At 45.1% G+C, this 22,375-nt stretch carries 22 protein-coding genes and 1 pseudogene; all 23 read right to left on the minus strand.

Annotated elements, in window-relative coordinates; all coding sequences use genetic code 11:
- Positions 1–4: 4 nt before the first annotated feature.
- Complete coding sequence (locus ACYQ3Q_RS06885; RefSeq protein ID WP_459927863.1) at positions 5–388, minus strand: diacylglycerol kinase family protein; 384 nt, start codon at positions 386–388, stop codon at positions 5–7.
- Between the two features lie 88 nt (positions 389–476).
- The gene (gene ybeY, locus ACYQ3Q_RS06890) at positions 477–950 is read right to left on the minus strand and encodes an rRNA maturation RNase YbeY (RefSeq protein WP_459927864.1); all 474 of its coding nucleotides are present in this window, start codon (positions 948–950) and stop codon (positions 477–479) included.
- Positions 951–1,049: 99 nt separating this feature from the next.
- Complete coding sequence (locus ACYQ3Q_RS06895) at positions 1,050–3,341, minus strand: HD family phosphohydrolase (protein ID WP_459927865.1); 2,292 nt, start codon at positions 3,339–3,341, stop codon at positions 1,050–1,052.
- A 72-nt stretch (positions 3,342–3,413) separates the two neighbouring features.
- Positions 3,414–4,592, minus strand: coding sequence for a sporulation protein YqfD (locus ACYQ3Q_RS06900; protein ID WP_459927866.1), 1,179 nt, complete (start codon positions 4,590–4,592; stop codon positions 3,414–3,416).
- A complete protein-coding gene (locus ACYQ3Q_RS06905; protein ID WP_459927867.1) occupies positions 4,592–4,882 on the minus strand; it encodes a YabP/YqfC family sporulation protein in 291 nt (96 codons plus the stop codon). The genes ACYQ3Q_RS06900 and ACYQ3Q_RS06905 overlap by 1 nt, the downstream gene beginning before the upstream one ends.
- Before the next feature lie 122 nt (positions 4,883–5,004).
- Positions 5,005–5,457, minus strand: a complete 453-nt coding sequence (locus ACYQ3Q_RS06910) for a GatB/YqeY domain-containing protein (protein ID WP_034142763.1) — start codon at positions 5,455–5,457, stop codon at positions 5,005–5,007.
- A 13-nt stretch (positions 5,458–5,470) separates the two neighbouring features.
- Positions 5,471–5,647: a 30S ribosomal protein S21 gene (gene rpsU / locus ACYQ3Q_RS06915; RefSeq protein ID WP_009620268.1), complete on the minus strand. Its 177-nt coding sequence runs from the start codon at positions 5,645–5,647 to the stop codon at positions 5,471–5,473.
- A gap of 142 nt (positions 5,648–5,789) precedes the next feature.
- Positions 5,790–6,134 carry a histidine triad nucleotide-binding protein gene (locus tag ACYQ3Q_RS06920; protein ID WP_459927960.1) on the minus strand — a complete coding sequence of 115 codons (345 nt, stop codon included), beginning with the start codon at positions 6,132–6,134 and terminating at the stop codon, positions 5,790–5,792.
- Positions 6,135–6,277: 143 nt separating this feature from the next.
- Positions 6,278–7,645, minus strand: a complete 1,368-nt coding sequence (gene mtaB / locus ACYQ3Q_RS06925) for a tRNA (N(6)-L-threonylcarbamoyladenosine(37)-C(2))-methylthiotransferase MtaB (RefSeq protein WP_459927868.1) — start codon at positions 7,643–7,645, stop codon at positions 6,278–6,280.
- 212 nt (positions 7,646–7,857) lie between these two features.
- Positions 7,858–8,025, minus strand: coding sequence for a hypothetical protein (locus ACYQ3Q_RS06930; RefSeq protein WP_291300114.1), 168 nt, complete (start codon positions 8,023–8,025; stop codon positions 7,858–7,860).
- A 24-nt stretch (positions 8,026–8,049) separates the two neighbouring features.
- Complete coding sequence (locus ACYQ3Q_RS06935; RefSeq protein ID WP_459927869.1) at positions 8,050–8,787, minus strand: 16S rRNA (uracil(1498)-N(3))-methyltransferase; 738 nt, start codon at positions 8,785–8,787, stop codon at positions 8,050–8,052.
- Positions 8,774–9,715, minus strand: coding sequence for a 50S ribosomal protein L11 methyltransferase (prmA, locus tag ACYQ3Q_RS06940; RefSeq protein WP_459927870.1), 942 nt, complete (start codon positions 9,713–9,715; stop codon positions 8,774–8,776). The genes ACYQ3Q_RS06935 and prmA overlap by 14 nt, the downstream gene beginning before the upstream one ends.
- Positions 9,716–9,729: 14 nt before the next feature.
- Positions 9,730–10,836 (minus strand): molecular chaperone DnaJ, encoded by a 1,107-nt coding sequence (gene dnaJ, locus ACYQ3Q_RS06945; protein WP_034142753.1) that lies wholly within the window; start codon positions 10,834–10,836, stop codon positions 9,730–9,732.
- A 556-nt stretch (positions 10,837–11,392) separates the two neighbouring features.
- Positions 11,393–13,231 (minus strand): molecular chaperone DnaK, encoded by a 1,839-nt coding sequence (gene dnaK, locus ACYQ3Q_RS06950; protein ID WP_459927871.1) that lies wholly within the window; start codon positions 13,229–13,231, stop codon positions 11,393–11,395.
- Between the two features lie 20 nt (positions 13,232–13,251).
- Positions 13,252–13,860 carry a nucleotide exchange factor GrpE gene (gene grpE / locus ACYQ3Q_RS06955; protein ID WP_459927872.1) on the minus strand — a complete coding sequence of 203 codons (609 nt, stop codon included), beginning with the start codon at positions 13,858–13,860 and terminating at the stop codon, positions 13,252–13,254.
- A gap of 426 nt (positions 13,861–14,286) precedes the next feature.
- Positions 14,287–15,318, minus strand: a complete 1,032-nt coding sequence (gene hrcA / locus ACYQ3Q_RS06960; RefSeq protein WP_459927873.1) for a heat-inducible transcriptional repressor HrcA — start codon at positions 15,316–15,318, stop codon at positions 14,287–14,289.
- Between the two features lie 318 nt (positions 15,319–15,636).
- Positions 15,637–15,762, minus strand: a complete 126-nt coding sequence (locus ACYQ3Q_RS06965) for a hypothetical protein (RefSeq protein WP_459927874.1) — start codon at positions 15,760–15,762, stop codon at positions 15,637–15,639.
- 292 nt (positions 15,763–16,054) lie between these two features.
- Positions 16,055–17,221 (minus strand): radical SAM family heme chaperone HemW, encoded by a 1,167-nt coding sequence (hemW, locus tag ACYQ3Q_RS06970; RefSeq protein WP_459927875.1) that lies wholly within the window; start codon positions 17,219–17,221, stop codon positions 16,055–16,057.
- A 12-nt stretch (positions 17,222–17,233) separates the two neighbouring features.
- Entirely contained in the window at positions 17,234–19,039 is a 1,806-nt protein-coding gene (lepA, locus tag ACYQ3Q_RS06975) for a translation elongation factor 4 (protein WP_459927961.1), read from the minus strand.
- 167 nt (positions 19,040–19,206) lie between these two features.
- A pseudogene (locus ACYQ3Q_RS06980) lies at positions 19,207–19,508 on the minus strand (GyrI-like domain-containing protein); the annotation flags it as partial.
- Between the two features lie 87 nt (positions 19,509–19,595).
- Positions 19,596–20,222, minus strand: coding sequence for a cyclodeaminase/cyclohydrolase family protein (locus ACYQ3Q_RS06985; RefSeq protein WP_459927876.1), 627 nt, complete (start codon positions 20,220–20,222; stop codon positions 19,596–19,598).
- A gap of 124 nt (positions 20,223–20,346) precedes the next feature.
- Positions 20,347–21,246 carry a glutamate formimidoyltransferase gene (gene ftcD / locus ACYQ3Q_RS06990; RefSeq protein ID WP_459927877.1) on the minus strand — a complete coding sequence of 300 codons (900 nt, stop codon included), beginning with the start codon at positions 21,244–21,246 and terminating at the stop codon, positions 20,347–20,349.
- 255 nt (positions 21,247–21,501) lie between these two features.
- Positions 21,502–22,371 (minus strand): DMT family transporter, encoded by an 870-nt coding sequence (locus ACYQ3Q_RS06995; RefSeq protein ID WP_459927878.1) that lies wholly within the window; start codon positions 22,369–22,371, stop codon positions 21,502–21,504.
- Positions 22,372–22,375: the final 4 nt, after the last annotated feature.

Here is a 22,375-nt window from a genome sequence, read left to right on the forward strand (position 1 = left end):
ATTTCTAAAAAACCTTGCCCACAGAGCGATACAATAAGGGAGCAAAGACCATTAGTCCAATTATGATAGCCTGAATCGCAGTCACTAAAACCGCTCCTGACGCCACATCTTTTGCCATTCCCGCAAGAGGGTGAAAGTTTGGTTGCACCATATCTACAACAATCTCAACCGCAGAATTCATCACTTCTGCACCGATCACGCTCCCAATCGCTAAAACAAGAATTAGCCATTCAAAACGTGAAACCTTAGCCCACCAAGCAACGCTCAAAACAATAATTGCTGCGACAACATGAAACTGCATGTGTCCTTGAGTTTTCAAAGTATATAGCATTCCTCGCCAAGCTTGATTGAGACTGCGCCAAAATCCCGGTTTCAGATATCTCCCCATATTCCCCTCCGTTTTCGGTCTGATTATAAAGAAACCTGGCTGTCGCCAAGCGCTGACATGACTCGAACAAGGATGTTTGAGGTTATAGTTATACTCTCTCTAACCCCAATCTAGTCATTACCTCTTCTTCTTTGTTGCGCATTTCTAGCTTATCGTCCTCTTCTTCGTGATCATACCCTAATAAATGAAGGGTTCCATGGACCGCTAAGTAAACAATTTCCCGTTCAAAGGAATGCCCATACTCCTCTGCCTGCTCTCTTGCCCGTTCAACAGAAATAACGATATCCCCCAGCATTTCGTCTTCAAACTCGGAAGCCGGTTCCTCATCCATTTCCTCTTGCAAGGCAAAAGAAAGAACATCCGTCGGGCGATCCACTCCTCGATACTCAAGATTTAAAGCATGTATGCGCTGATCATCAACCAGCATTAAGCTCACTTCCGCCTCATCCGGCCCACCAGACAAGTGGATAGTCTCAGTAATAGCGTTATTTAGCAGCGTAGTAAGAGCATCCTGCCGTTCAGGCAAAATAGACTCCTCTTCCCAAGAGATATCTAAAATCACGTACTTCAGGCAAACCCACTCCCAACATGAAATAGAAGTGCTTCACCCTTCCCCCCTTCAGAAATTGAGCATACTTTTTAAGTAGCTCTTGTCAAAAGCCTAAGAATTATCCTTAATTGGCTTACTTTGATTCACTCGAGGAATCTTTGTTTCTAGAGACCCCTCGCGACTCTCAAGCTGCTTCTCCTTTTGGGAAGCAATACTATCCTCTTGATTAACATCTACCAAGGTTTTCTTGCTCAAACCCGCGTCTCGTGTACTTGGCATCTCTGGATATTCAACGCGGGAGTGGAAAATTCCACTTAAGACACGGACAAAGGCCATAGCAATCCGATCTAAATCTTGAAACGTTAAATCACATTGATCCAACTGTCCGTCATTCAGCTTGTCTTTAATAAGCTTGCGGACTAGACCTTCAACACGCCCCGGTGTAGGTTGTCTCATAGAACGCACTGCCGCTTCCACACTATCGGCTAAAGCAACCAGCGCGGCCTCTTTGGTCTGAGGTTTTGGCCCTTCGTAATGGAAAGACTCCTCAGGCACATTTTCCTGATTCTCAAGGGCCTTATGATAAAAGAAACTGACCAGACTGTCACCGTGATGCTGGGAGATAATGTCTTGGATTTGCGTTGGGAGTTTATAATCCTTCGCTAACTCCAAGCCATCTTTAACATGTGAAGTAATGATCAGCGAGCTTAAAGTCGGAGCTATTTTATCGTGTGGATTTTCCTGGGTAAACTGATTTTCGATGAAAAAGTACGGGCGTTTTAACTTGCCAATATCGTGATACATGGAGCCTACTCTTACCAAGGTCGCATCCGCATGAACTGCTTCTGCTGCAGCTTCCGCTAAATTTCCCACTAAAATGCTATGATGGTAGGTTCCCGGTGCCTCCATTAGCAAGCGCTTAAGTAACGGGCGATTGGGGTTCGATAATTCTAAAAGCCGTACGGAAGAAGTGATACGAAATCCCGATTCGAACCAGTGCAAAGCCCCCACCGTTAAAAACGATGACGCTAATCCATTGACAATCCCAAGAATCAGCCCAACCGCCCAAACCGTCAAGCGCATATCTGAGCTAAAAGCAACCCCACTAATCACCAAGACATTGACCGCGGACACAAATATCCCAGCCCGCGCCAAATCCGAACGCTGACTCAAATGGGACACACTATAAACTCCCACAATCCCACCAAAGAGAGCCACTAAACCCGCCTGCAAGCCAAAGGCAGTCGAAAGTGAGGGGTCCACTAAGACAGCCACAAACACCGCTAAGACAACGGAAACCAACATAGCGATATCCACACCAATAAGAATCGCTACGGACATCGTCGCCCAGGCCACCGGAATGAGCATGCCTGACAAGTTATTATAATCAGGCCCTAGATTTAAGGCGATCACTCCACGTCCAATAGCCAAAACCATCGTCATCGTCAGCCCTATAAGAACAATTCGATTGGTCAAGAGGAAGATATCCCGTTTATACTGTAACATATAAACCAAAATCGTTCCCATTCCTGCGAGAACAATCAAGGCAATTCCAAATGTTGCTTTCCACGTATTATGGCTATTAATTAAGCCATACTCGACCAAGACTTGGTAATCTGTTTCGTCAACAATCTCGCCCACTCCAACGATTTTTTGGTTGGCCTTGTAACGCAGCACATCCTTTTTTACAAGACTTTTTGCAGCTGTGCGCAAAGTTTCTGTCGTAATATCGTCTACAATCAGAGTGGGTTGTGTAATTTCCTGTTCTAAGAAGACCTTTAATAATGCTTTGACATGCTCATTTAACCCCGACTGATTAAGATCAGTTTTAGTTTTTTGAAGAAACCCATCTAACTCTGCGTATGTCCTAGCTCCAGAATCCAAATTGCGCGCTCTGCTAAAGATAATGTCTCTACTGACCTGTTCATCCGCATTCAAATCATCCAGACTTATCTTCACTAAGGACGACAATACGCCCTCCGGCAAATCCTTAAAAGGCTGGGTTTGCTTCAGTTGATTAATACGTGCACGATCATCCTTCGAAGTTGACTCCACATCACGCAACGTGGTAAACGTTTTCCCTAAATCCTTTGCCAATAAATTCAAATATTCCTCATCGGGTTTGTAAACCGGTTGAACAGCTTTCTCAGCTTTATCCAAGTTTTGAGAATAGCCTTGAATATCTTCAATGTCCTTATTCCACGGAGCCGTGATGAGTTGTGGACTAGGTTCCCCTAATTCTAATTGAAGGGTGGAGACAAAAATATTGGAGGAGAGCAGAACGACAAACAACAGAAAATACATCACCCCGACAATGACGCGAAGCCATGTGGTGTGATGTTTAAACAATTCCATACTTCGAGATAACCCCTCCCACATTGTTCTAAATAGTCTAATCTTCATGCCATCATCCTTACTTCTATATACCATACAAAGTTCAAATGCTTACGTGATCTAAATAACCCTCCGTACTCCTTATGAATTGGCGTAAACTGCCAAATCTTCATAAGTTTCCAACTCTACCCTAACACGCACTAGATCGGAATTGTTGGTAAGAACCTTAACCGTTTCTCGCACAATCGGAATCTTAGTTGCTACTTTCTTCTGAACTTCAGCCCTAGCAGCTTGTTCAGCCAGTTGAAGGGCTTCCGCGCCAGTACGCTCAAGATGCACTTCACGAAGTTCAACATACTTTATCTTAATACCTTCGACAGGAAAGCGCCAATTCCTCCACGGTTTTAGGGAAAGGCTTACTACTTCTTTACGTCCTTGCTCAAAAGGCGAATTCTGCGTTGTTACCATTATGACGCGTGAACCAAATTTTATACCCCACCCTGTGGCAATTCTCCCACTTTCCTCCACTTTGTCTTCTACCAAGGGGATCGCTGTTTCGGCACTGTACCACACTCGCGCACGCACAAAACCTCTAGCTACCGAAGCTGGTAGAGGCTGTTGAGCATTGTTCAAGTTAACAGCATTAGGCTTCAGAATTAATACTTGCCCGGCTCGCACAGTTTCTCCTTCGTGTACCTGAGGAGTTCCTTCAATGACCATGATCTCCTTTACAACCCCCGCATGATTAGCAACGAGATTACCTGCTTCTCCAGGAATGGACGGGCGAATTTTTTCCGAAATCTTAATTTTAATAGTCGTACCCTGACGTTCTATCCCTACCCAAGCGGCATCTGGCAATTCTTCCTGAAGTACCTTAGCAATACCATTTAAATCGAGCGTCTTGGAAAACACCCATGGTTTAAGCCCAAGTTTCTCAGCACGTGCTAAAACGTCAGGTGACAATAAGTTTCGATTTCCCGTCACCGAAATTGAAAGTACAAGCTGCGACATAACGCTTAACACCAAGGCAATCATGATAATTCCTACTAAGAGTCCCTTTCTCCGCCACCAACGCGCGGCAACAAAAGGCCAACCATATTTGGCCACAATGTGTACCCTTGTATGGGTTAATCGAGCTGCCTTGCGCAAACGTCGAAAATCTGCCAGCTTAATCTGTGCTCGCATTCCCCGCTCAGATCTTTGCGTGTGATATAAAATTACGCCATCTTTTAAGGCTTGATTAATGAAACGTGCCAACTGCTCTCCCCTTGCCAAGAAAAGAACTCGGCCGTACCAGAACGTCCGTATCCAATCAAACATTACTTTATCTCTCCCCCTCCAAACGATCCAAACGATAAGGAAGAAAGTTCCCCTTCAATCCGCAGTTCGGTAGCTAATATCACTTTGAGCACTAGTCCTTTTCCTCTAAAAAAGAGATCTCCTTTAGCTGTTTCCAAACGAATTTCTTCCTCAGAAAAGTTAACAATGCTGAAATAATTCTCGACTAGGATTTGCTCCCGACCAGTTATGGTAATTTTAGGACCTTCTCCCGCCACATCCGGTGGAAAATCCAAAACGTCGCCTACACTTGTTTGAATTTTTTTAAACAAAAATAGCCCCCTCCTTCTATGAATAGTTATGAAGGAAAGAGCAAGAATAGTCCAAGCCTAACATAAAAAAGGCCAGTTACAATTAACCCTGTAACCGGCCTTTTTTACAAAATACTAATAGGTTATGCCCCGAGGATTTCTCGTACAATCTGATTGACAAGTTTGCCATCTGCACGGCCTTTCGTCTTAGGTGTTAATTGACCCATGACTTTCCCGAGGTCTTTAGGACCCGAAGCCCCTATTGTGGTAACTGTCTCTTGAACAAGCTGGCGAATTTCCCCTTCGGAAAGCTGTTGAGGAAGGTAATCCATCAGAACGACCATTTCTTCCTCCAGAGCCTTTACCTTATCGGGGCGATCCGCTTGTCCAAAAACCTCAAGCGCATCCCGACGCAGCTTCATTTCGCGTGCTAATACTTCAATGACTTGATCATCGTTAAATTCAATTCTCTTATCGATCTCAGCATTCTTTATAGCAGCCCTAGCCATTCGAATGACGGAAAGTCTTACCTTCCCCTCCTCTTTGGCCTTCATGGCAACCTTCATATCCTCAACGAGGCGATCTTTCAGGGTCAATTCGAGACACTCCTTACTTGAACTTGCGTTTACGTGCAGCTTCAGACTTCTTCTTTCTCTTCACACTTGGCTTTTCATATGCCTCATGCTTACGAGCTTCTGCACTAACCCCTGCCTTTTGACAAGTACGCTTGAACCGGCGGAGTGCGGCATCAAGGGATTCGTTTTTACCAACTTTGACTTCACTCATTGTCTTATCCCTCCCTCCACTGGATCATCACAAATATACTTTATTATTATACTGGATTAAGTAGGTTGCGTCAAGTTGACTTTGCCTGTCATGGTCAGTAAGACTGATCTTCCCAGGCCGTTTAACTTAGCGCCATCAAACATTATCCAATTGTAGCATTGAGAGCCTGCCCTCCGAGCAAATGAAAATGCAGGTGTCCCACGACTTGCCCCCCGTCTGTTCCATTATTAGTGACTACTCTATAACCGGTCTCTGCCACTCCGAATTCCTTTGCTAACCGAGGAATTACCCCGAAGAAGTGTCCCATTAGCCGCTCGTGCTCGGGAGTAATATCATTAAGATTCCGCAAATGGATTTTCGGAATTATCACCAAATGCACAGGCGCTAAAGGTTGAATATCTTTGAAAGCAAGGATCTCGTCGTCTTCATAGACGATTTCGCTAGGAATATTACGCCGGGCAATTTTACAAAAGATACAGTCCGACATCGGCATTTTTAGTTCCTCCCTTATCTTATTCCATCGAAGCGTTTAAATTGACTAAATTTCCCCGCCAATCTGTCAAATCTATCAAATCTCTGTCAAGGGATGTTTTGTTTGCTATCCCCAAGCCTAATACTTATATACCTTACTTAGGATCGCTTAATATGGCGCTCCTCCAGAATGACCGTCACAAGCTGTCCCGCGGTCCACGACTTCCCATCCTCCTGAGACGGCAGGTGAACCTGAATATAATGAGGTGTATGCCCCACAGCACACCCCTCTGGATCAACCCATTCAATCAGCACTTCGACTGGTTTTCCAATAAACGGACGAATGAATGCTTGCTGACTCTCTCGGGCAACCAACAAAAGTTCCTTAACCCGTTGATCCTTGAGTTTCTTCGAAACTTGATCCGGATAATCCGCTGCAGGGGTTCCTTTCCGTTTCGAATAGGGAAACACATGAATTCCAGAAAAACCACAGGACTTTGCAAATTGAAGCGTAGAAAGATGATCCTCTTCAGTTTCCCCTGGGAAACCAGCAATAATATCCGTCGTGACCGCAAGATTTGGAATCCTCTGGTGGAGTCTTTCCAAAAGCTCTTTATATTGGCTCAAATTATAGGGACGGTGCATACGAGCTAGCACCCTATCACTACCGCTCTGTAAAGGCATATGTAAATGGGGGCACACCTTATCAGACGCAACAATACTCTCGATTAACTCCTCCGTATATTCCATCGGTTCAATCGAACTTAGGCGCAGGCGACGAAGCCCAGAAATCTTGTCAAGTTCTCTAACCAAACGAGCTAAGCTCCAAGGTTCTTCCAAGTCCTGTCCGTAATACCCTGTATGAATCCCGGTCAAAACAATTTCAGGATATCCCTCCTCAACTAACCTCCGAGCCTCTGCAATTGCATTCTCTGGAATACGACTCCGCAAAGGACCCCTGGCATACGGAATAATACAGTACGTACAGAACTGATTACACCCTTCTTGAATCTTCAACATCGCGCGAGTGCGATGCTCCTCACTGAGTTGTGGAAGCTCTTCAAATTCCTCAGCATCCCAAATCCCACGCACAGCATTCTGAGGCTTTCTCTCCGCTTTCACACGCTCAATCCACTCTAAAATCTTCACACGATCCTGAGTTCCAAGGACCAGATCAACCCCTTCAATCCCCAAAATTTCGCCCGGTGCCGTCTGGGCGTAACAGCCCATGACCACGACAACGCTCTCAGGGTGAGCCTTAATCATTCGACGAATAACTTGGCGGGATTTACTATCTCCAGTATTTGTCACCGTACAAGTATTAACCACCACAACATCCGCTTCTTCCGAGGCACCTACAACTTGATACTTAGCCTCTCGAAAAAGTTGAGCCATCGCTTCACTTTCGGTTTGATTCACTTTACAACCCAGTGTAACAAAACATACAGCCTTTCGTGATTCATCGTTCGTAGTACGTGGTTCGAAGATCGGTGCATGCGTATTAACTGGTTCACCTTCTTGAGACATTAACTCTCCACCTTCTTTAACGTGGTTCGTGGCTAGTGATTCAAATAAATCGGCCCTAGAGACAAGACGGCGAACATAAATGTGCCGTCTCCCAAACCTTTCGTTCCTCATCCCTCGCTCTTCCGTTCCTTCGTTCTTCCGTTCTTCCGTTCTTCCGTTCTTCCGTTCCCCGACCCAGACCAGGGACGCAGTGTGACACGAGCGCGACGTCTCTACGTAAGCAGAAAAGCAAACTTCCGTTCAAGCGACTGACCCCAGATACGGGACAGTGCACAAGGATGTGCACTGCCGCCAACCGAGCCAAGGATGGCGAGTCTGGCGGGTATCCCGCTCCCCACAGTAGGAGCTTGAACGGTTAGTTTGCTCTGCGTCGTAGGCACCGAGCGCTGTGTCCCACAAGTCCCCTACCCTAAATCCCCATAATGCGCCAAAACCATCGTGAGCACGGCCAAGGCCGCCGTTTCCGTCCGAAGAATTCTCGGACCCAGCGAGACACTTTGAGCCCCCAGCTCTTCTTGCGCCCAAGCAACCTCAGCCTCCTCAAACCCTCCCTCAGGACCAATCAGCAGGGCAATAGGGCGCTCAGGATCCATCGTTTTAAGCACGGAAGCTAAGCGTTGAGTCTTTTCTTCTTCATAGGGAATAATCCACTGAGTCCCCTCAGGTAATTTCTCTTTCAGATTCTTCCAATCGCTAACCTCAAAAATTTCCGGTTCCTGTACCCTATGCGACTGTTTTGAAGCTTCCGAGGCAATTTTTTGCCACCGAGCGACCCTGTCCAGTGCTTTAATTCCCTCAATATGTACAATTGACCGCTTAGCTCGCAAAGGAATAAGCCCCATCATGCCCAGCTCAGTCCCTTTCTGAATCACCCATTCCATCTTTTCCCCTTTGGAAAGTCCTGCCACTAAATAAACAGCGGTATGGGCCTCTACATCAGGCTGATCTGTACTAAGAATCCGACAAGTGACACTTTTGTCCTCGATCTTAAGGATGACACTCGTATACTCTCTCCCGGAATTATCATAACCCACAACCAAGTCTCCCGGCGAAAGCCTAAGCACACGGACAAGGTGCTCTCGTTCCGATTCACGCAACCAAAAAACATCGTTTCCAAGCTCTGTAATTTTAAACCGATTCACGATTGGCCCACCTCGCTCGAAATAAAATCCACCCAGCATCCAAAATGCGTTCAATAATCTCGAGCCCGGCTCCCTCAAGGGCTTCTTCCACTTCATCTGCTCGGTTATCAATAATGCCAGACGCTAAAAACTCACCCTTGGGATGCAATATACGTTTTAAATCTGGCAGCAATATTAATATAACATCTGCAATAATATTGGCAATTACGACATCCGCTTGTCCCGTCAGTACAGTGCCTAAATCTCCACGAGCCACTCGAACTTGATCCTGCACACCATTTAAGTCCACGTTTTCTTGGGCTACCTTGATTGCGACCGAATCAAGATCCACCGCCTCGACCTTTGCGCCGAGTTTGGCAGCAGCAACGGCCAAAATTCCAGAACCAGTCCCCAAATCAAACACAGTTTGCCCCGGCTTAATGATGCCCTCCATCGTTTTCAGACACAGTGTAGTCGTCGGATGGGTCCCAGTTCCAAAAGCCATACCTGGGTCAAGTTCTATGACGATGTCCCCAGGCAAAAGCTCTGCCTGCTCCCAAGTTGGCTTAACTAACATATGTTTGCCAATTCGAACCGGTTTAAAATAGGCCTTCCACGCGGTTTCCCAATCAACTTCCTTCAGCGTTAGCCCTTTAGTCTGAATAACCCAATCTGGAGAGCGCTTCAGCAGCTCTTGAACTCCCAAATCAAGCTTGCCCAGTTTCTCCCCTAATTCATCATCTTCAGCAAAATAGCCCTTTACAACCGAAGTCCCAGTGAGCTTAACCTCTCCAAAACTATGGTAATCCCACTCTCCAGATTCAATGTAATTCAGCAAAACTTCTGGATCTTCGATACTGACACCTGAACAACCTAATTGATAAAAAAGATCGGCAACAGCTTCTTCTCCATCGGATGAAACTGTTACCGCCACTTCACGCCAATCCATGTTTATACTCCTTTTTAGCCCATCGCATCGCGTAGATTTTCTTTGAACTTTTCAAACAAAGATTTTTTGCCCATTTGCTGTTGCTCGGAAGTTACTTCGCCGAATTCACGTAACAGCTTCTTCTGTTTTTCATTCAGCTTGGTCGGTGTTGTCAAGACAGCTCGAACATGCTGATCCCCACGACCACTGCCTCTGCGATGAGGAATTCCGTGTCCTTTAAGCCTAAAGATTGTAGCAGTCTGTGTCCCCTCAGGGATTTTCATCTTAACCACTCCATCTAAAGTTGGGACATCGATTTCTGCTCCCAAAGCCGCCTGGATAAAGGTAATCGGAACCTCACAATAAACGTCATTTCCATCACGTTCAAAGAACTTATGTGGCTTGACCTGCAAAATGATATAAAGGTCTCCCGGAGGCCCACCTTTTGCTCCTGCTTCACCATCCCCACTGAGCCTTAAATTTAAACCATCTTCCGAACCTTGAGGAATACTGATCTTAATTGTTTTGACCTTACGGACTTTCCCTTGTCCATGACACGATGAGCATGGGCTACTGACAGTACGCCCTTCTCCCTGACAGGTAGTACAAGTTCTCGCCGTTTGGATCTGACCAAAGGGGGTACGCTGAGTAACTTTGACCTGCCCGCTGCCATGACACTGAGAACACGTCGTCGGATGCGTTCCCGGCGCAGCACCAGAACCCTGACAGTCCGAACAGGTTTCGTCCCGCGGAATCTGAATTTCCTTTTCGACCCCAAACACCGCTTCTTCAAAGCTCAAGGTCATGGCATAGCGTAAGTCTGAGCCCCGTTGTGGACCTCCGCGCCGTTGCCCACCGCCTCCGCCAAAGAACATATCAAAAATGTCACCGAAGCCTCCAGCATCTCCGAACCCACCCTGGCTAGGATCGGCATGACCGAATTGGTCATAACGCGCTCTTTTCTCCGGATCACCTAAAACTTCATAAGCATCGGCGACTTCCTTAAATTTCTCTTCAGCAGCTTTGTCCCCCGGGTTGACATCCGGGTGATATTGGCGGGCTAACTTTCTGTACGCCTTTTTAATCTCCTGTTCACCGGCATTTCGCTCGACCCCGAGCACCTCATAGTTATCGCGTTTCATGATTTCCCTCCACACTCCTGCTTAACCCATTCCACTGTAGTATCAAAGTACTATAGTATTATATGACCGCTCGCCTTCAAGCACAAGGAAATATCCATTTTTATGGGATTTAATTTGCTTTTCTACAAACAAAGGCGGGCACAAAGGCTTAAACCTTTGTACCCTAAGACATAGTCTCAACTATATATCAAAACCAATTTCAATCAAATTTTTACCGTCCTTTACGAAGCAGATGCTTTGGCGACGTGTTGAGACGAAGTAATTCAACAACGTTCTTCCTCGTTGCCACCTCAGCTCCCGCCCGGCAAACCCGACTCCCGTCGGCCCAAGCCCTCGTCGACCCCAAACAGGATGGAGTGAACTTGCGGAGCGAATCCATTAGGCAGAGTCGCTGTCTATCGCGCTTAGATTACGAGGCGTTAGCGTGGCACAGGTTCACATCAGGTATTACCCTGAGGTTTGCCAACGCTCGCCTCGTGATCAAGCGTGATAGCGACGGCGCCGTGGTGAGCGGAGCAATTTCACTCTATCCCGCACTTCATCCTGTTCCCCGTTTCTATTCCTTCTTCACTTCAGTAAACTCAGCATCTACTACATCATCATCTTTTTTGCCCTCTCCAGCTCCAGCTCCAGGTTGTGCCCCAGCATTCTGCTCTTGAGCCGCTTGTTGTTGATACATTTTTTCAATATAAGGGTGAAGAACTTTGTTCAAAGCTTCAATTTTAGCATTAATCTCTTCAACACTATCACCGGCAGCAGCAGTTTTCAGATCTCCCAACGCTTTATTAATACTTTCAACTTCTGCAGCATCTCCCTTACCTTCAAACTCTTTCATCGTTTTTTCAGTTTGATAGACTAACGAATCCGCTTGGTTCTTAGCATCGATCATTTCTCTGTGTTTCTTATCTTCTTCTGCATGAAGTTCAGCGTCTTGCTTCATTTTTTCAATGTCTTCTTTGGAAAGACCTGTTGAAGAAGTAATGGTCACTTTTTGCTCATTTCCGGTAGCCACATCTTTGGCTGAGACATGAACAATACCATTGGCATCAATATCAAATTTAACTTCGATCTGTGGAATACCACGTGGAGCAGGAGGAATTCCTGTAAGTTGGAAACGTCCGAGTGTCTTGTTGTAACTCGCCATTTCACGTTCCCCTTGAAGTACATGAATATCGACAGAGGTTTGATTGTCTGCAGCCGTTGAGAAGGTCTGTGATTTCGTGGTTGGAATCGTGGAATTTCGATCAATTATCCGAGTGAACACTCCGCCAAGGGTCTCAATCCCTAAAGACAGCGGGGTAACATCCAGCAAGATCATGTCTTTGACTTCACCACTGAGTACGCCCCCTTGAATTGCTGCACCCATAGCAACTACTTCATCTGGGTTAACCCCTTTGTGTGGTTCTTTTCCACTCAACTTTTTGACAGCTTCTTGAACGGATGGGATACGAGTGGATCCACCTACAAGAATGATCTGATCAATTTGATTCCAGGAAAGCTTAGCATCTTCAATCGCTTGACGTGTGGGACCAAGAGTAGATTCCACAAGGTCAGAGATAATTTCTTCAAATTTAGCTCGAGAAATATTCATATCTAAATGTTGAGGGCCTTCTTCAGTCATGGTAATAAAGGGCAAATTGACATTAGAATTGGTCACTCCAGAAAGCTCAATCTTGGCTTTTTCAGCAGCCTCTTTTAAACGTTGGAGAGCAACTCGGTCTTTAGAAAGATCCGCTCCATGACTTTTCTTGTATTCTGCCACCATATAGTCAATCAGGCGCTGGTCAAAATCGTCGCCACCTAAACGATTATTCCCGCTCGTGGCTTTAACTTCAACCATTCCTTGGCTTAATTCGAGGATTGAAACATCAAAGGTTCCGCCCCCTAGGTCAAAGACCAAAACAGTCGAGTCATCCTTTTTGTCGAGGCCATAGGCAAGTGCAGCCGCAGTAGGCTCGTTAATAATCCGTAGTACTTCAAGTCCAGCAATCGCTCCTGCATCTTTTGTTGCTTGACGTTGGGCATCGGTAAAATAGGCAGGAACTGTAATAACAGCTTGGGTAACAGGCTGTCCGATATAGGCTTCAGCATCCGTTTTGAGTTTCTGGAGAACCATCGCCGAAATTTCTTGAGGACTATAGGTCTTATCTTCAATCTTTACTTTATGATCTGTACCCATATGGCGTTTAATGGAACTGACGGTTTTGTCCGGATTGGAAACAGATTGCCGTTTGGCCACCTGTCCGACGAGTCGCTCGCCAGATTTAGAAAAACCTACTACAGATGGAGTTGTACGATTTCCCTCCGCATTAGGGATAACAACTGCTTCTCCACCTTCCATAACAGCTACGCAAGAATTTGTAGTACCTAAGTCAATACCAATAATTTTACCCATTGTTTTCTTCCTCCTTATAACTAGTTCGAAACTTTAACCATACTAGGACGTAAAACCTTTTCTTTTAGGTAATATCCCTTTTGCAGTTCGTCGACCACAGTATTCTCAGGATGCTCTTCTGACTCCACCCGCAGCACTGCGTCATGAAGATTTGGGTCGAACGGCTGCCCAACGGCTTCAATCGCCTTGAGACCCTCTTTGCTAAGCGCCGTTTGCAACTGACGTAAAATCATCTCCACCCCTTGTGAAAAAGCTGCGAAATCAGGATTGATTTGAGCGGCACTGACTGCTCGCTCAAAATTGTCTAAAACAGGAAGCAACTCCCCAACAACACGTTCAGATGCATATTTGATGATTTCTGTCTTTTCCTTCTGTGTCCGTTTTCGATAATTATCGAAATCTGCCTGCATGCGTAGCAAATGATCATAATGCTCATCTGCTTTAGCTCTAGCCTGGATAAGCTCCGCTTCCAAGGTAAGAATTTTCTCCGGAGGGCTCATATCCTTGCTATCCAGACTATCTTCGTCGTGTATGGATTTCTCAGATTCATGTTCTTGCTTATCTCCCAAATTATCTTCGTCACTACTTAGCTCTCGGCCTCTGAGAGTATCTTCTCTCATTCGCGCCATGCATGATCACCTCTCATAACTTAGTCACAAAATTTATATAAGAATGAACCTAAAAGGCTCAATCACCCGCATATTTAATGCTTTACCCAGTTGAGAGCGAAGAAATTCAACTCCCTATAACCAACGTTTCGCTCTATTAATCGTTATCCCCACCGTTATCCCGACGTCCAAACGTTCTAAACTTTCTCATCGTTCCACCTCATCTCCAACCCTCGTCGACCCAGCAGATGGTGTGACTTTGCGGAGCGAACCGATTCAGCAGAGTCGCTGTCTAGCGCGCTTACATTACGAGGCGTTAGCGTGGCACAGGTTCACATTCAGAAAGCCCAGAGGTTTGCCTAAGCTTGCCTCGTAATCAAGCGCGCTAGCGACGGCGCTGTGGTGAGCAGAGCAATTTCACGCCATCTGCGGCTTATTCATGCTTCGTCACCGCTTGCGTTTCGTCAGGACATCCGTCAAACTACGCGTCATAAAATCAACAATTGCAATGACCTTAGCATAATCCATACGTGTTGGACCAAGCACCCCCACCGCACCGATGGTTAGACCATTGACTCTATAAGTAGCAGAAATGACACTACAATCCTTAAATTCCTTCAAGCTATTTTCTCCACCGATCGTGACATTTAGTCCCTCTTGGTCAGGATGTAATAGTTTTTTAAGCGGCTCATTTTCTTCGAAGATTTTAAATAACGTTTTAACCTTCCCTAAATCCTTAAATTCAGGTTGATTTAACATATTGAGGGTCCCCCCAAGACAGATCCGTTCCTCTCCTTCGCTATCGTCCAGAATGGCTCTAAGCATATCGAGAGTATTATCAATCAAAAGCCTCTGCCTTGACAATTCGCTATAGATTTCATGCAGCATGCTGCGTTTAACTTGGTTTAAAGAGTACCCACGCATTTTTTGATTAAAAACTTCAGCCACTTGTTGAAGCTCTTCCGCTGTTTGATTGTCCCCAACCTCAATAATATGATTTTCAACAGCACCATTTTCTTTCACGATGACCATAATAACCTGCCCCGGTTGATACGGTAGAAAATGCAATTTCCCAAACTTACTTTTAGCCTTATGGGGTCCAAGGACAAGACTCGTCAAATTCGTAAGCTCAGATAATAATTTACTGGTATGGGTAATAACTTCTTGAATCTCATGGATTCTTCTCGTACTTTCTCGCTCAATAAATTCCTTTTCTTCAGCGTTAAGGACCTTAGGATCCATCAGACAATCTACAAAATACCGATAACCCGCATCGGATGGAATCCGTCCAGCGGAAGTATAAGGTTGTTCGATAAACCCTAAATCTTCTAAATCCGCCATCTCATTGCGTATCGTCGCGGAGGATACTCCAAGATCAAATTTACGCGCAATCGTACGAGAACCAATCGGCTCAGCGGTAGCAATATAATCCTGAACAATCGCCCGTAGTATTTTGCGTTTTCGTTCATCCATTTGCATAATGCTTTCCGCCTTTCCAAAACTAACTACTAGGGACTCACCCGAACATTACACACCTCAAGTTCATCGTCCGAGTTCGTTGTTAGCACTCTCTCTTGATGAGTGCTAACAGTTGATGTCTTCACATTACCACTTCATTTTAGCTTTGTCAAGAATCATTTTAACAAAATACCTTGAGAGTTTTATATAGAATAATACTAAGCTTTTACAGCCTTCCGATGCAATCAGAAGGTCGAACGCAAGCCACGAACCGTCCCCGACTTGCACGCCGTTCTCCAACCTATGCCTAGGACTCAGTGTCACACGAGCGCAACGTCTTTACGTAAGCAGAATAGCAACTTCCGTTAAAGCGACCCCTAAGACAAGACAGTGCACATCAATGTGCCGTCCCCCAGAATTCAAACCAAGAACCGTCCCCAACTTCCGCTCCGTTCCCTGACCCAAGTCCAGGACGCAGTGTCACACGAGCGCGACGTCTTTACGTAAGCAGAATAGCAAACTTCCGTTCAAGCGACCGACCCCAGAGGCGGGGCAGTGCACAAAGGATGTGCACTGCCGCCAACTGAGCCAAGGATGGCGAATTTGGCACGATAGTCTCCAGTGGAGATTATCGCCGTAGGCGGGTTCTTTTATATAATACTATCGCCGAAGGATGAACCCCGCTCCCCATAGTAGGAGCTTGAACGGTTAGTTTGCTCTGCGTCGTAAGCACCGAGCGCTGTGTGATACAAGTCCCTTACACAAACTCCCGCAAAATAGCATTCGCTACAAAAGCATATCTCGGATTCAAACTTAGATATTCACCCTGAAATACAAAAATCCCCCTATCATAGCGTGCCAAAACGTCCCTGTAAATATCCCTGAGATCCGCTCCAAAATCATTTTTAAACGAGGAAAGATGTACTCCTTCTTCAAGCCTTAACCCCAAAATCATACGCTCTGCCATACACTCGCGCAAAGATAAGACTTCCTGCCCCGCCTCGTCCAACGGACTTTCCCCTTTGAGAAGCAAATTTGCATAGGAACATACATCTTCAATGTTTTTCCACCGCACCCTATCCAAGCAAGACACCCCTCCAGGACCTAAGCCTAAATAGTCCCCGCCCCGCCAATAGCCTAGATTATGCTGACATTCAAAACCCGGGAGCGCAAAATTAGACGTTTCGTACTGCCTATATCCTGCCTGTTTTAACCTTAGTACTGCCCATTCGTACATTTCAGCTTGTAGGTCATCATCTGGAAGTCCACCTAGTTCCAATTTTTCTCCTCTTGCAAGCTCTCTGGTCCCCATATATCGTCCATAGAGTGGCGTGCCTTCCTCTAGCATTAACCCGTAGAGTGATAAGTGCTCAGGAGAATAAGACAAAGCCTCTTCTATGGACACCTGCCAAGCTGCCATATCCTGCTCGGGAAGTCCGAACATCAAATCCAAATTAACGTTCTTAAACCCTGCCGCCCTCAAGCGTTGAAGGGCTTTACGAGCTTGTTCCGCAGTGTGAACTCGACCTACCGCTCGTAACAATGAATCGTCAAAAGACTGAACCCCGAGTGAAAAACGATTAATCCCATAACGCCGTAATATTGCCAGCTTTTCGTCTGATAGAGTTCCAGGATTTCCTTCGACCGTTTTTTCAGCTCCTGAGTTTATGCTGAAAAACTGATGAATCATCCCCATCAATTGTTCTAGCTCGTTATCCTTAAGCGCCGTTGGAGTCCCACCTCCGATAAAAAGAGAAGATACCCCCTGAGGGGCATCTTTTTGTCGCGTAGAGCTTTCGACTTCTAAGCTCTCTAAATACACGGAAACAAGCTCCTTGGGGTTATCCACCAGCGCCTGAGAATAAAAGGCACAGTAATCGCATTTTTGGACACAAAACGGAACATGAACGTATAGGGAAGGCATAGGTGCACACTCCTAATCCTCAATCTGCAAGACAGCCATAAATGCATTCTGAGGTATTTCGACACTGCCGACCTGCTTCATTCGCTTTTTCCCGGCTTTTTGCTTCTCGAGAAGCTTTCGTTTCCGGGAGATATCCCCCCCATAGCACTTGGACAAAACGTCTTTCCGCATGGCACTTACGGTCTCGCGGGCTATAACTTTGTTTCCAATTACTGACTGGATTGGGATTTCAAACATATGCCTCGGAATAATTCCACGAAGTTTCTCGACTAGCTTTCTGCCCCGATTATACGCCTTGGCCTTATGAACAATGAAAGAAAGCGCATCCACCAATTCCCCGTTCAGAAGGACATCAATCTTAACTAAATCTGTCTCTTTATACCCAGATAGTTCATAATCCAGAGAAGCATACCCTTTAGTCCTTGATTTTAATTGATCAAAGTAATCAAAAACAATTTCGCTGAGCGGGAGTTCATAGATTAGTTTCACCCGACTCTTGGAGACATAGTCCATGTTAGAATACGTTCCACGCTTTTCTTGATTGAGCTCCATAATCACGCCGACATACTCCGCTGGCACCAAGATTGTAGCTTTCACCACGGGTTCTTCAATACTCACTATTCGGTCAACAGGTGGGAGATTTGAAGGATTGTCAATGCTCAGAACGTCCCCTTTGGTTGTGTTAACTTTATAAATTACACTGGGTGCCGTGGTAATCATATTCAGATCATATTCTCGTTCCAAGCGTTCCTGGACAATCTCCATATGAAGCAACCCTAGAAATCCGCATCGATAACCAAATCCCAAAGCTACGGACGTTTCTGGTTCAAAGACCAAACTTGCATCGTTAAGATGAAGCTTCTCCAAAGAGTCACGCAGCTTATTATAATCGCTCGCATCAACTGGATAAAGTCCACAAAACACCATCGGAGTTGCCTTTCTATAGCCAGGTAGCGGTTCAAGTGCGGAGTTTTCTGCATCCGTTATCGTGTCCCCGACTTGAGTATCCTTAACGTTTTTGATACTCGCAGCGATAAATCCAACTTGACCCGCTCTAAGCTCATCGACAATCTGCATCGCCGGAGCAAACACGCCCACTTCTGTCACTTCGAAGGTTTTTCCAGTCGCCATCATTTTCATGGTTGTACCTTTGCCAACTCGTCCCTCGACGATCCGAACATAGGAAATAGCCCCTTTATAGGCATCGAATTTAGAATCAAAAATCAAAGCTTTGAGAGGAGCTTGATCATCCCCTTTTGGAGGTGGGACTTTTTCCACAATACGTTCGAGAATTTCCTCAATCCCGACTCCCGTCTTAGCCGAAGCAAGAATAGCATCACTGGCATCTAATCCGATTACCTCTTCAATCTCTTCTTTAACACGCTCAGGCTCAGCACTAGGAAGATCAATTTTATTAATAATTGAAATAAGCTCAAGATCATTTTCTAACGCCAGATAAACATTGGCTAAGGTCTGTGCCTCAATCCCTTGGACCGCATCGACAACCAGCAGCGCTCCCTCACAGGCCGCCAAACTACGGGACACCTCGTACGTAAAATCTACGTGACCAGGTGTATCAATCAGATTCAGTTCATAGACTTGTCCATCTTTAGCCTGATAGTTTAAGCGTACAGCCTGTAGCTTAATAGTAATCCCGCGCTCACGCTCTAAATCCATGGAATCAAGGACTTGCGCTTCCATTTCTCGTTTACTCAAGGCCCCGGTATATTCTATCAGCCGGTCAGCTAAAGTAGATTTACCATGATCGATATGTGCAATAATAGAAAAATTACGAATACGTTGTGACGCCTGTGCCAAGGTCCTGCCCTCATTTCTATAATCAAGTTTTGTGTTAAGCATATTTAGATATTCTAAATACTTAGTATAACAGCTATAGGGGGAATTTCGCAAGAATTCTAGCATACCTTTGCTCAGTGGATTGATTTCGCCGAGCCGCTCCATCCAATAAGGAACACCCACTTACAAGAAGTGGGTGTCCATTCGGAGTAAATGCGTCCCCAGACATCTTGCAAAGTACTAGGAAATGGTCCGACGGCTTCGAATACAGCCCATGTTGAAGCAGGAACTTCAAGCAGGGTCAGGTTATCCGGACACTCCTTATTTGTGCCACACCTATATAATGATCAAGCTCTCCCTTCTCCTCCATTCGCCCTTCAGAGAAGTTTGTGGATGCAGCTTTTTCCTCAATCCGATAATTCATTTCATTACCTCCTTTAATCGATAACTGAAAGGTCATTCGAGGATATGCTTTTAATGATTGGCCATTACAGCTCAAATAAGAGCCTTCAAATTGAAGGCTCTTATATTTAATCAGCTTGCCTATGAAAAGTTTTAAAACATTATCAACCTGTCCTTAGCCAATGACCTCTTTGGCACGAGCTAAAATTAATTGATTATTCTTATCCGCATCTTCTTCTAACAACTTGATCTTAGCTCGGACATCTTGAAGAAATGTCTCATCGTTAATTGAACCTAGATTAATCTTAACGTTGAAAATTGCTCCTTGAAAACCTGCATAAGCTGTGACTCCGGAAACAGCCGCATCACAGGCAGTGTTCGGATTACCGATCGTTAAGACCCTTAGCGAAAGTTTCAAGACTTCAACGCAAGACTCTGCTACTTTAAGGGGTAGAAGAGTTGCCTGTTTCGTTGCCCCTTGTATTTTCTCTGACCTTAGAGCTTTTTCGGCATCCGTTTCCTTAGGTAATTTGTAAGCCTTCATAACCTCAACGAAGGCATCCGTATCCCCATCAATATATCCCATTAAATCATTCTTTAAGGCCAGCCCTTTTTGCTTAATCTGAGCAATCTCATCTTGTACACTAGCAAACTTAGGCTTACCTTCCGTAAAATTACAAACCATTATGCTCAGTGCTGCCCCTAATGAGCCAGCAAGAGCCGCGGCACTCCCTCCACCAGGAGCTGGCGAGTTACTCGCTAACTCTTCCACAAATCCACTCACTGTTTTGTTGACTAACATTAATTCTACCCCCTGATCGTTGTTCGATGTTCGATGTTCGATGTTCGATGTTCGATATTTAAATAAACATAGCTAGCCTAACGAATAGCATGCTTCCGACCGTTTACTTCAGATTCATCGAAGTCTAGTCTTCAACCAAATTCTCTTCAAAAACCTGTTTGCGGTCAAAGTTTTCTAAACGCAAATAGAACTCAGCCACATCAAGAAGCGCCTGCAAAGGAGTTACCCCTACTAATTCACTGCCAATAATACTTACGCCATACCGAGCTGCCTCAGATTTCACAGTCTCAAAAACCCGAAATAACGGGGTCCCTGAGTAATTAACCATGTTTATCGATACTTGAGCGACATCTCGATCCTCCAGCATAACTCCCATCGCTCGGACATATTTAAATCCCCCTTTGACCTCGCGGATGGAATCAGCAATTTTCTTAGCAATACTGAGATCGTTCGTGCCAAGATTAATATTGTAAGCCACCAAAAATTGGCGTGCCCCGACTACGGTGGCACCAGCAGTGGGATGCATTTTAGGTTGACCGTAATCAGGATGACGCTCAGGTTTATTTATTTCCTCCTTTAGCCCTTCGTACTCTCCCTTTCTTACGTCAGGAAGCCTTCTTCTGTTCGGCACTTTAGCCGCTTCCTCGTACAAATAGACAGGGATTCCGAGTTTACTAGCAATCTCGGAACCGAGTTCGTTGGCCAACTGAACACATTCTTCCATGCTAACCTCTTTAACGGGAATAAATGGAATAACATCCGTCGCTCCAACCCGTGGATGCCCTCCTTGCTGTTGCTCCATATCAATCAACTCGCACGCCTTAGCACAAGCGTTAAAGGCGGCAAGTTTAACATTTTGAGGTTCCCCCACAAAGGTTACGACCGTTCGGTTATGGCTAGCATCAGGCTTGACATCAAGCAGCTTTACCCCCTTGACCTTTTTGACTTCGGCCACAATAGCCTCAATAACCTCAGGACGATGCCCCTCACTAAAATTCGGAACGCATTCAACAAGTTTTCCCATTATATTTTTAACCCCTCTCTAATTTGCGCGTGCGGGCGTGTAATGGGCGTGTAATGGGGACGGTCCTTTTCACACACTTTTTTACATCCAACGAGCGCCAGTAACAGGTGTAACTGGGACTGGCGCTTGAACACACTTTTACACATCCAACATGGGATAGTAGTTCCCTTTATAACCGAACTACTATCTACTTTTAACAATTAAGACCTCACTCTTTTAAGTTTGGAGTTCCAATTTCCTACTAAAGCTTTAGATTTAACTTGCTAACTTAAGAAAAGCAACCCCAGCTAAAGAAAGTATAACTCCAATGATTTTTCGTTTCATATTCCATCTCTCTTTGAGAAGCACGATGCCAACGAGTATTGTCAGAACCGTCGATGTTTGGGCAAGAGGTCCAACCACTGAAAGTTCTCCCCCATATTTATAAGCTGCATACAGGGCTAAGGTTGAAATCATTTGCAAGACAGCACTTAGGAGAATTACTAACGTGTTTTTCTGAGGTTTTAATAAATACTTAAGTTTCCCAAACGTCCTAGGCATAAACATCACCGTAAAAATACCTGGAATTATGTATACAATAACTTGATACAGGACAACCGAGAAAGAGTTTAGGGCAATTTTATCCAACGCATAAGCACTTGTTATTAAAAGAGCGTAGATCAGGGTGTATAAATGAGGTTTTCCAAAGCCCTTAAAACTCCCTTTATTCCAGTATATAATAATTAAGCCTCCAAAGATAAGGGCAATGCCAAGGAAATTACTCAGATTGACCTTTTCTCCAAGGAGGAAAATACCTAATATCATAAACCATATTGATCGTGTTGTCGCAATGGTTTCAACCTGGCTGACCTCAGTTCCCTTTAAGGCATGATAATATAAAGCCATACATGCCGTATACAAGACACTTGAAAGTAATACGATCAACCACACTTCCAGGCTACTCGTGAAAATAGGCCTCTCCACCCAAAGGAGAGGTATGGTGAGAACTCCCACAACAAATAAAAAAAACGCACTAAAGGCAGTAGAGTCAATTTCTTGATCCTTCAACACCTGTTTCTGGATAATTTTCGATGCAGAATTTGTCACGATATAGATCAAAACCAGTTGAAACCAATCTAGATACATCCTG

The sequence above is a fragment of the Desulfosporosinus burensis genome, assembly GCF_054657535.1.

What these genes read in the sequence shown, in the direction of transcription:
- ACYQ3Q_RS06885 (WP_459927863.1), bottom strand. Translation starts at nt 388, where the DNA reads ATGGGGAGATATCTGAAACCGGGATTTTGGCGCAGTCTCAATCAAGCT.
- ACYQ3Q_RS06895 (WP_459927865.1), bottom strand. Translation starts at nt 3,341, where the DNA reads ATGAAGATTAGACTATTTAGAACAATGTGGGAGGGGTTATCTCGAAGT.
- ACYQ3Q_RS06900 (WP_459927866.1), bottom strand. Translation starts at nt 4,592, where the DNA reads ATGTTTGATTGGATACGGACGTTCTGGTACGGCCGAGTTCTTTTCTTG.
- rpsU (WP_009620268.1), bottom strand. Translation starts at nt 5,647, where the DNA reads ATGAGTGAAGTCAAAGTTGGTAAAAACGAATCCCTTGATGCCGCACTC.
- ACYQ3Q_RS06920 (WP_459927960.1), bottom strand. Translation starts at nt 6,134, where the DNA reads ATGTCGGACTGTATCTTTTGTAAAATTGCCCGGCGTAATATTCCTAGC.
- mtaB (WP_459927868.1), bottom strand. Translation starts at nt 7,645, where the DNA reads ATGTCTCAAGAAGGTGAACCAGTTAATACGCATGCACCGATCTTCGAA.
- prmA (WP_459927870.1), bottom strand. Translation starts at nt 9,715, where the DNA reads ATGGATTGGCGTGAAGTGGCGGTAACAGTTTCATCCGATGGAGAAGAA.
- dnaJ (WP_034142753.1), bottom strand. Translation starts at nt 10,836, where the DNA reads ATGAAACGCGATAACTATGAGGTGCTCGGGGTCGAGCGAAATGCCGGT.
- dnaK (WP_459927871.1), bottom strand. Translation starts at nt 13,231, where the DNA reads ATGGGTAAAATTATTGGTATTGACTTAGGTACTACAAATTCTTGCGTA.
- grpE (WP_459927872.1), bottom strand. Translation starts at nt 13,860, where the DNA reads ATGGCGCGAATGAGAGAAGATACTCTCAGAGGCCGAGAGCTAAGTAGT.
- hrcA (WP_459927873.1), bottom strand. Translation starts at nt 15,318, where the DNA reads ATGCAAATGGATGAACGAAAACGCAAAATACTACGGGCGATTGTTCAG.
- hemW (WP_459927875.1), bottom strand. Translation starts at nt 17,221, where the DNA reads ATGCCTTCCCTATACGTTCATGTTCCGTTTTGTGTCCAAAAATGCGAT.
- ACYQ3Q_RS06985 (WP_459927876.1), bottom strand. Translation starts at nt 20,222, where the DNA reads ATGTTAGTCAACAAAACAGTGAGTGGATTTGTGGAAGAGTTAGCGAGT.
- ftcD (WP_459927877.1), bottom strand. Translation starts at nt 21,246, where the DNA reads ATGGGAAAACTTGTTGAATGCGTTCCGAATTTTAGTGAGGGGCATCGT.
- ACYQ3Q_RS06995 (WP_459927878.1), bottom strand. Translation starts at nt 22,371, where the DNA reads ATGTATCTAGATTGGTTTCAACTGGTTTTGATCTATATCGTGACAAAT.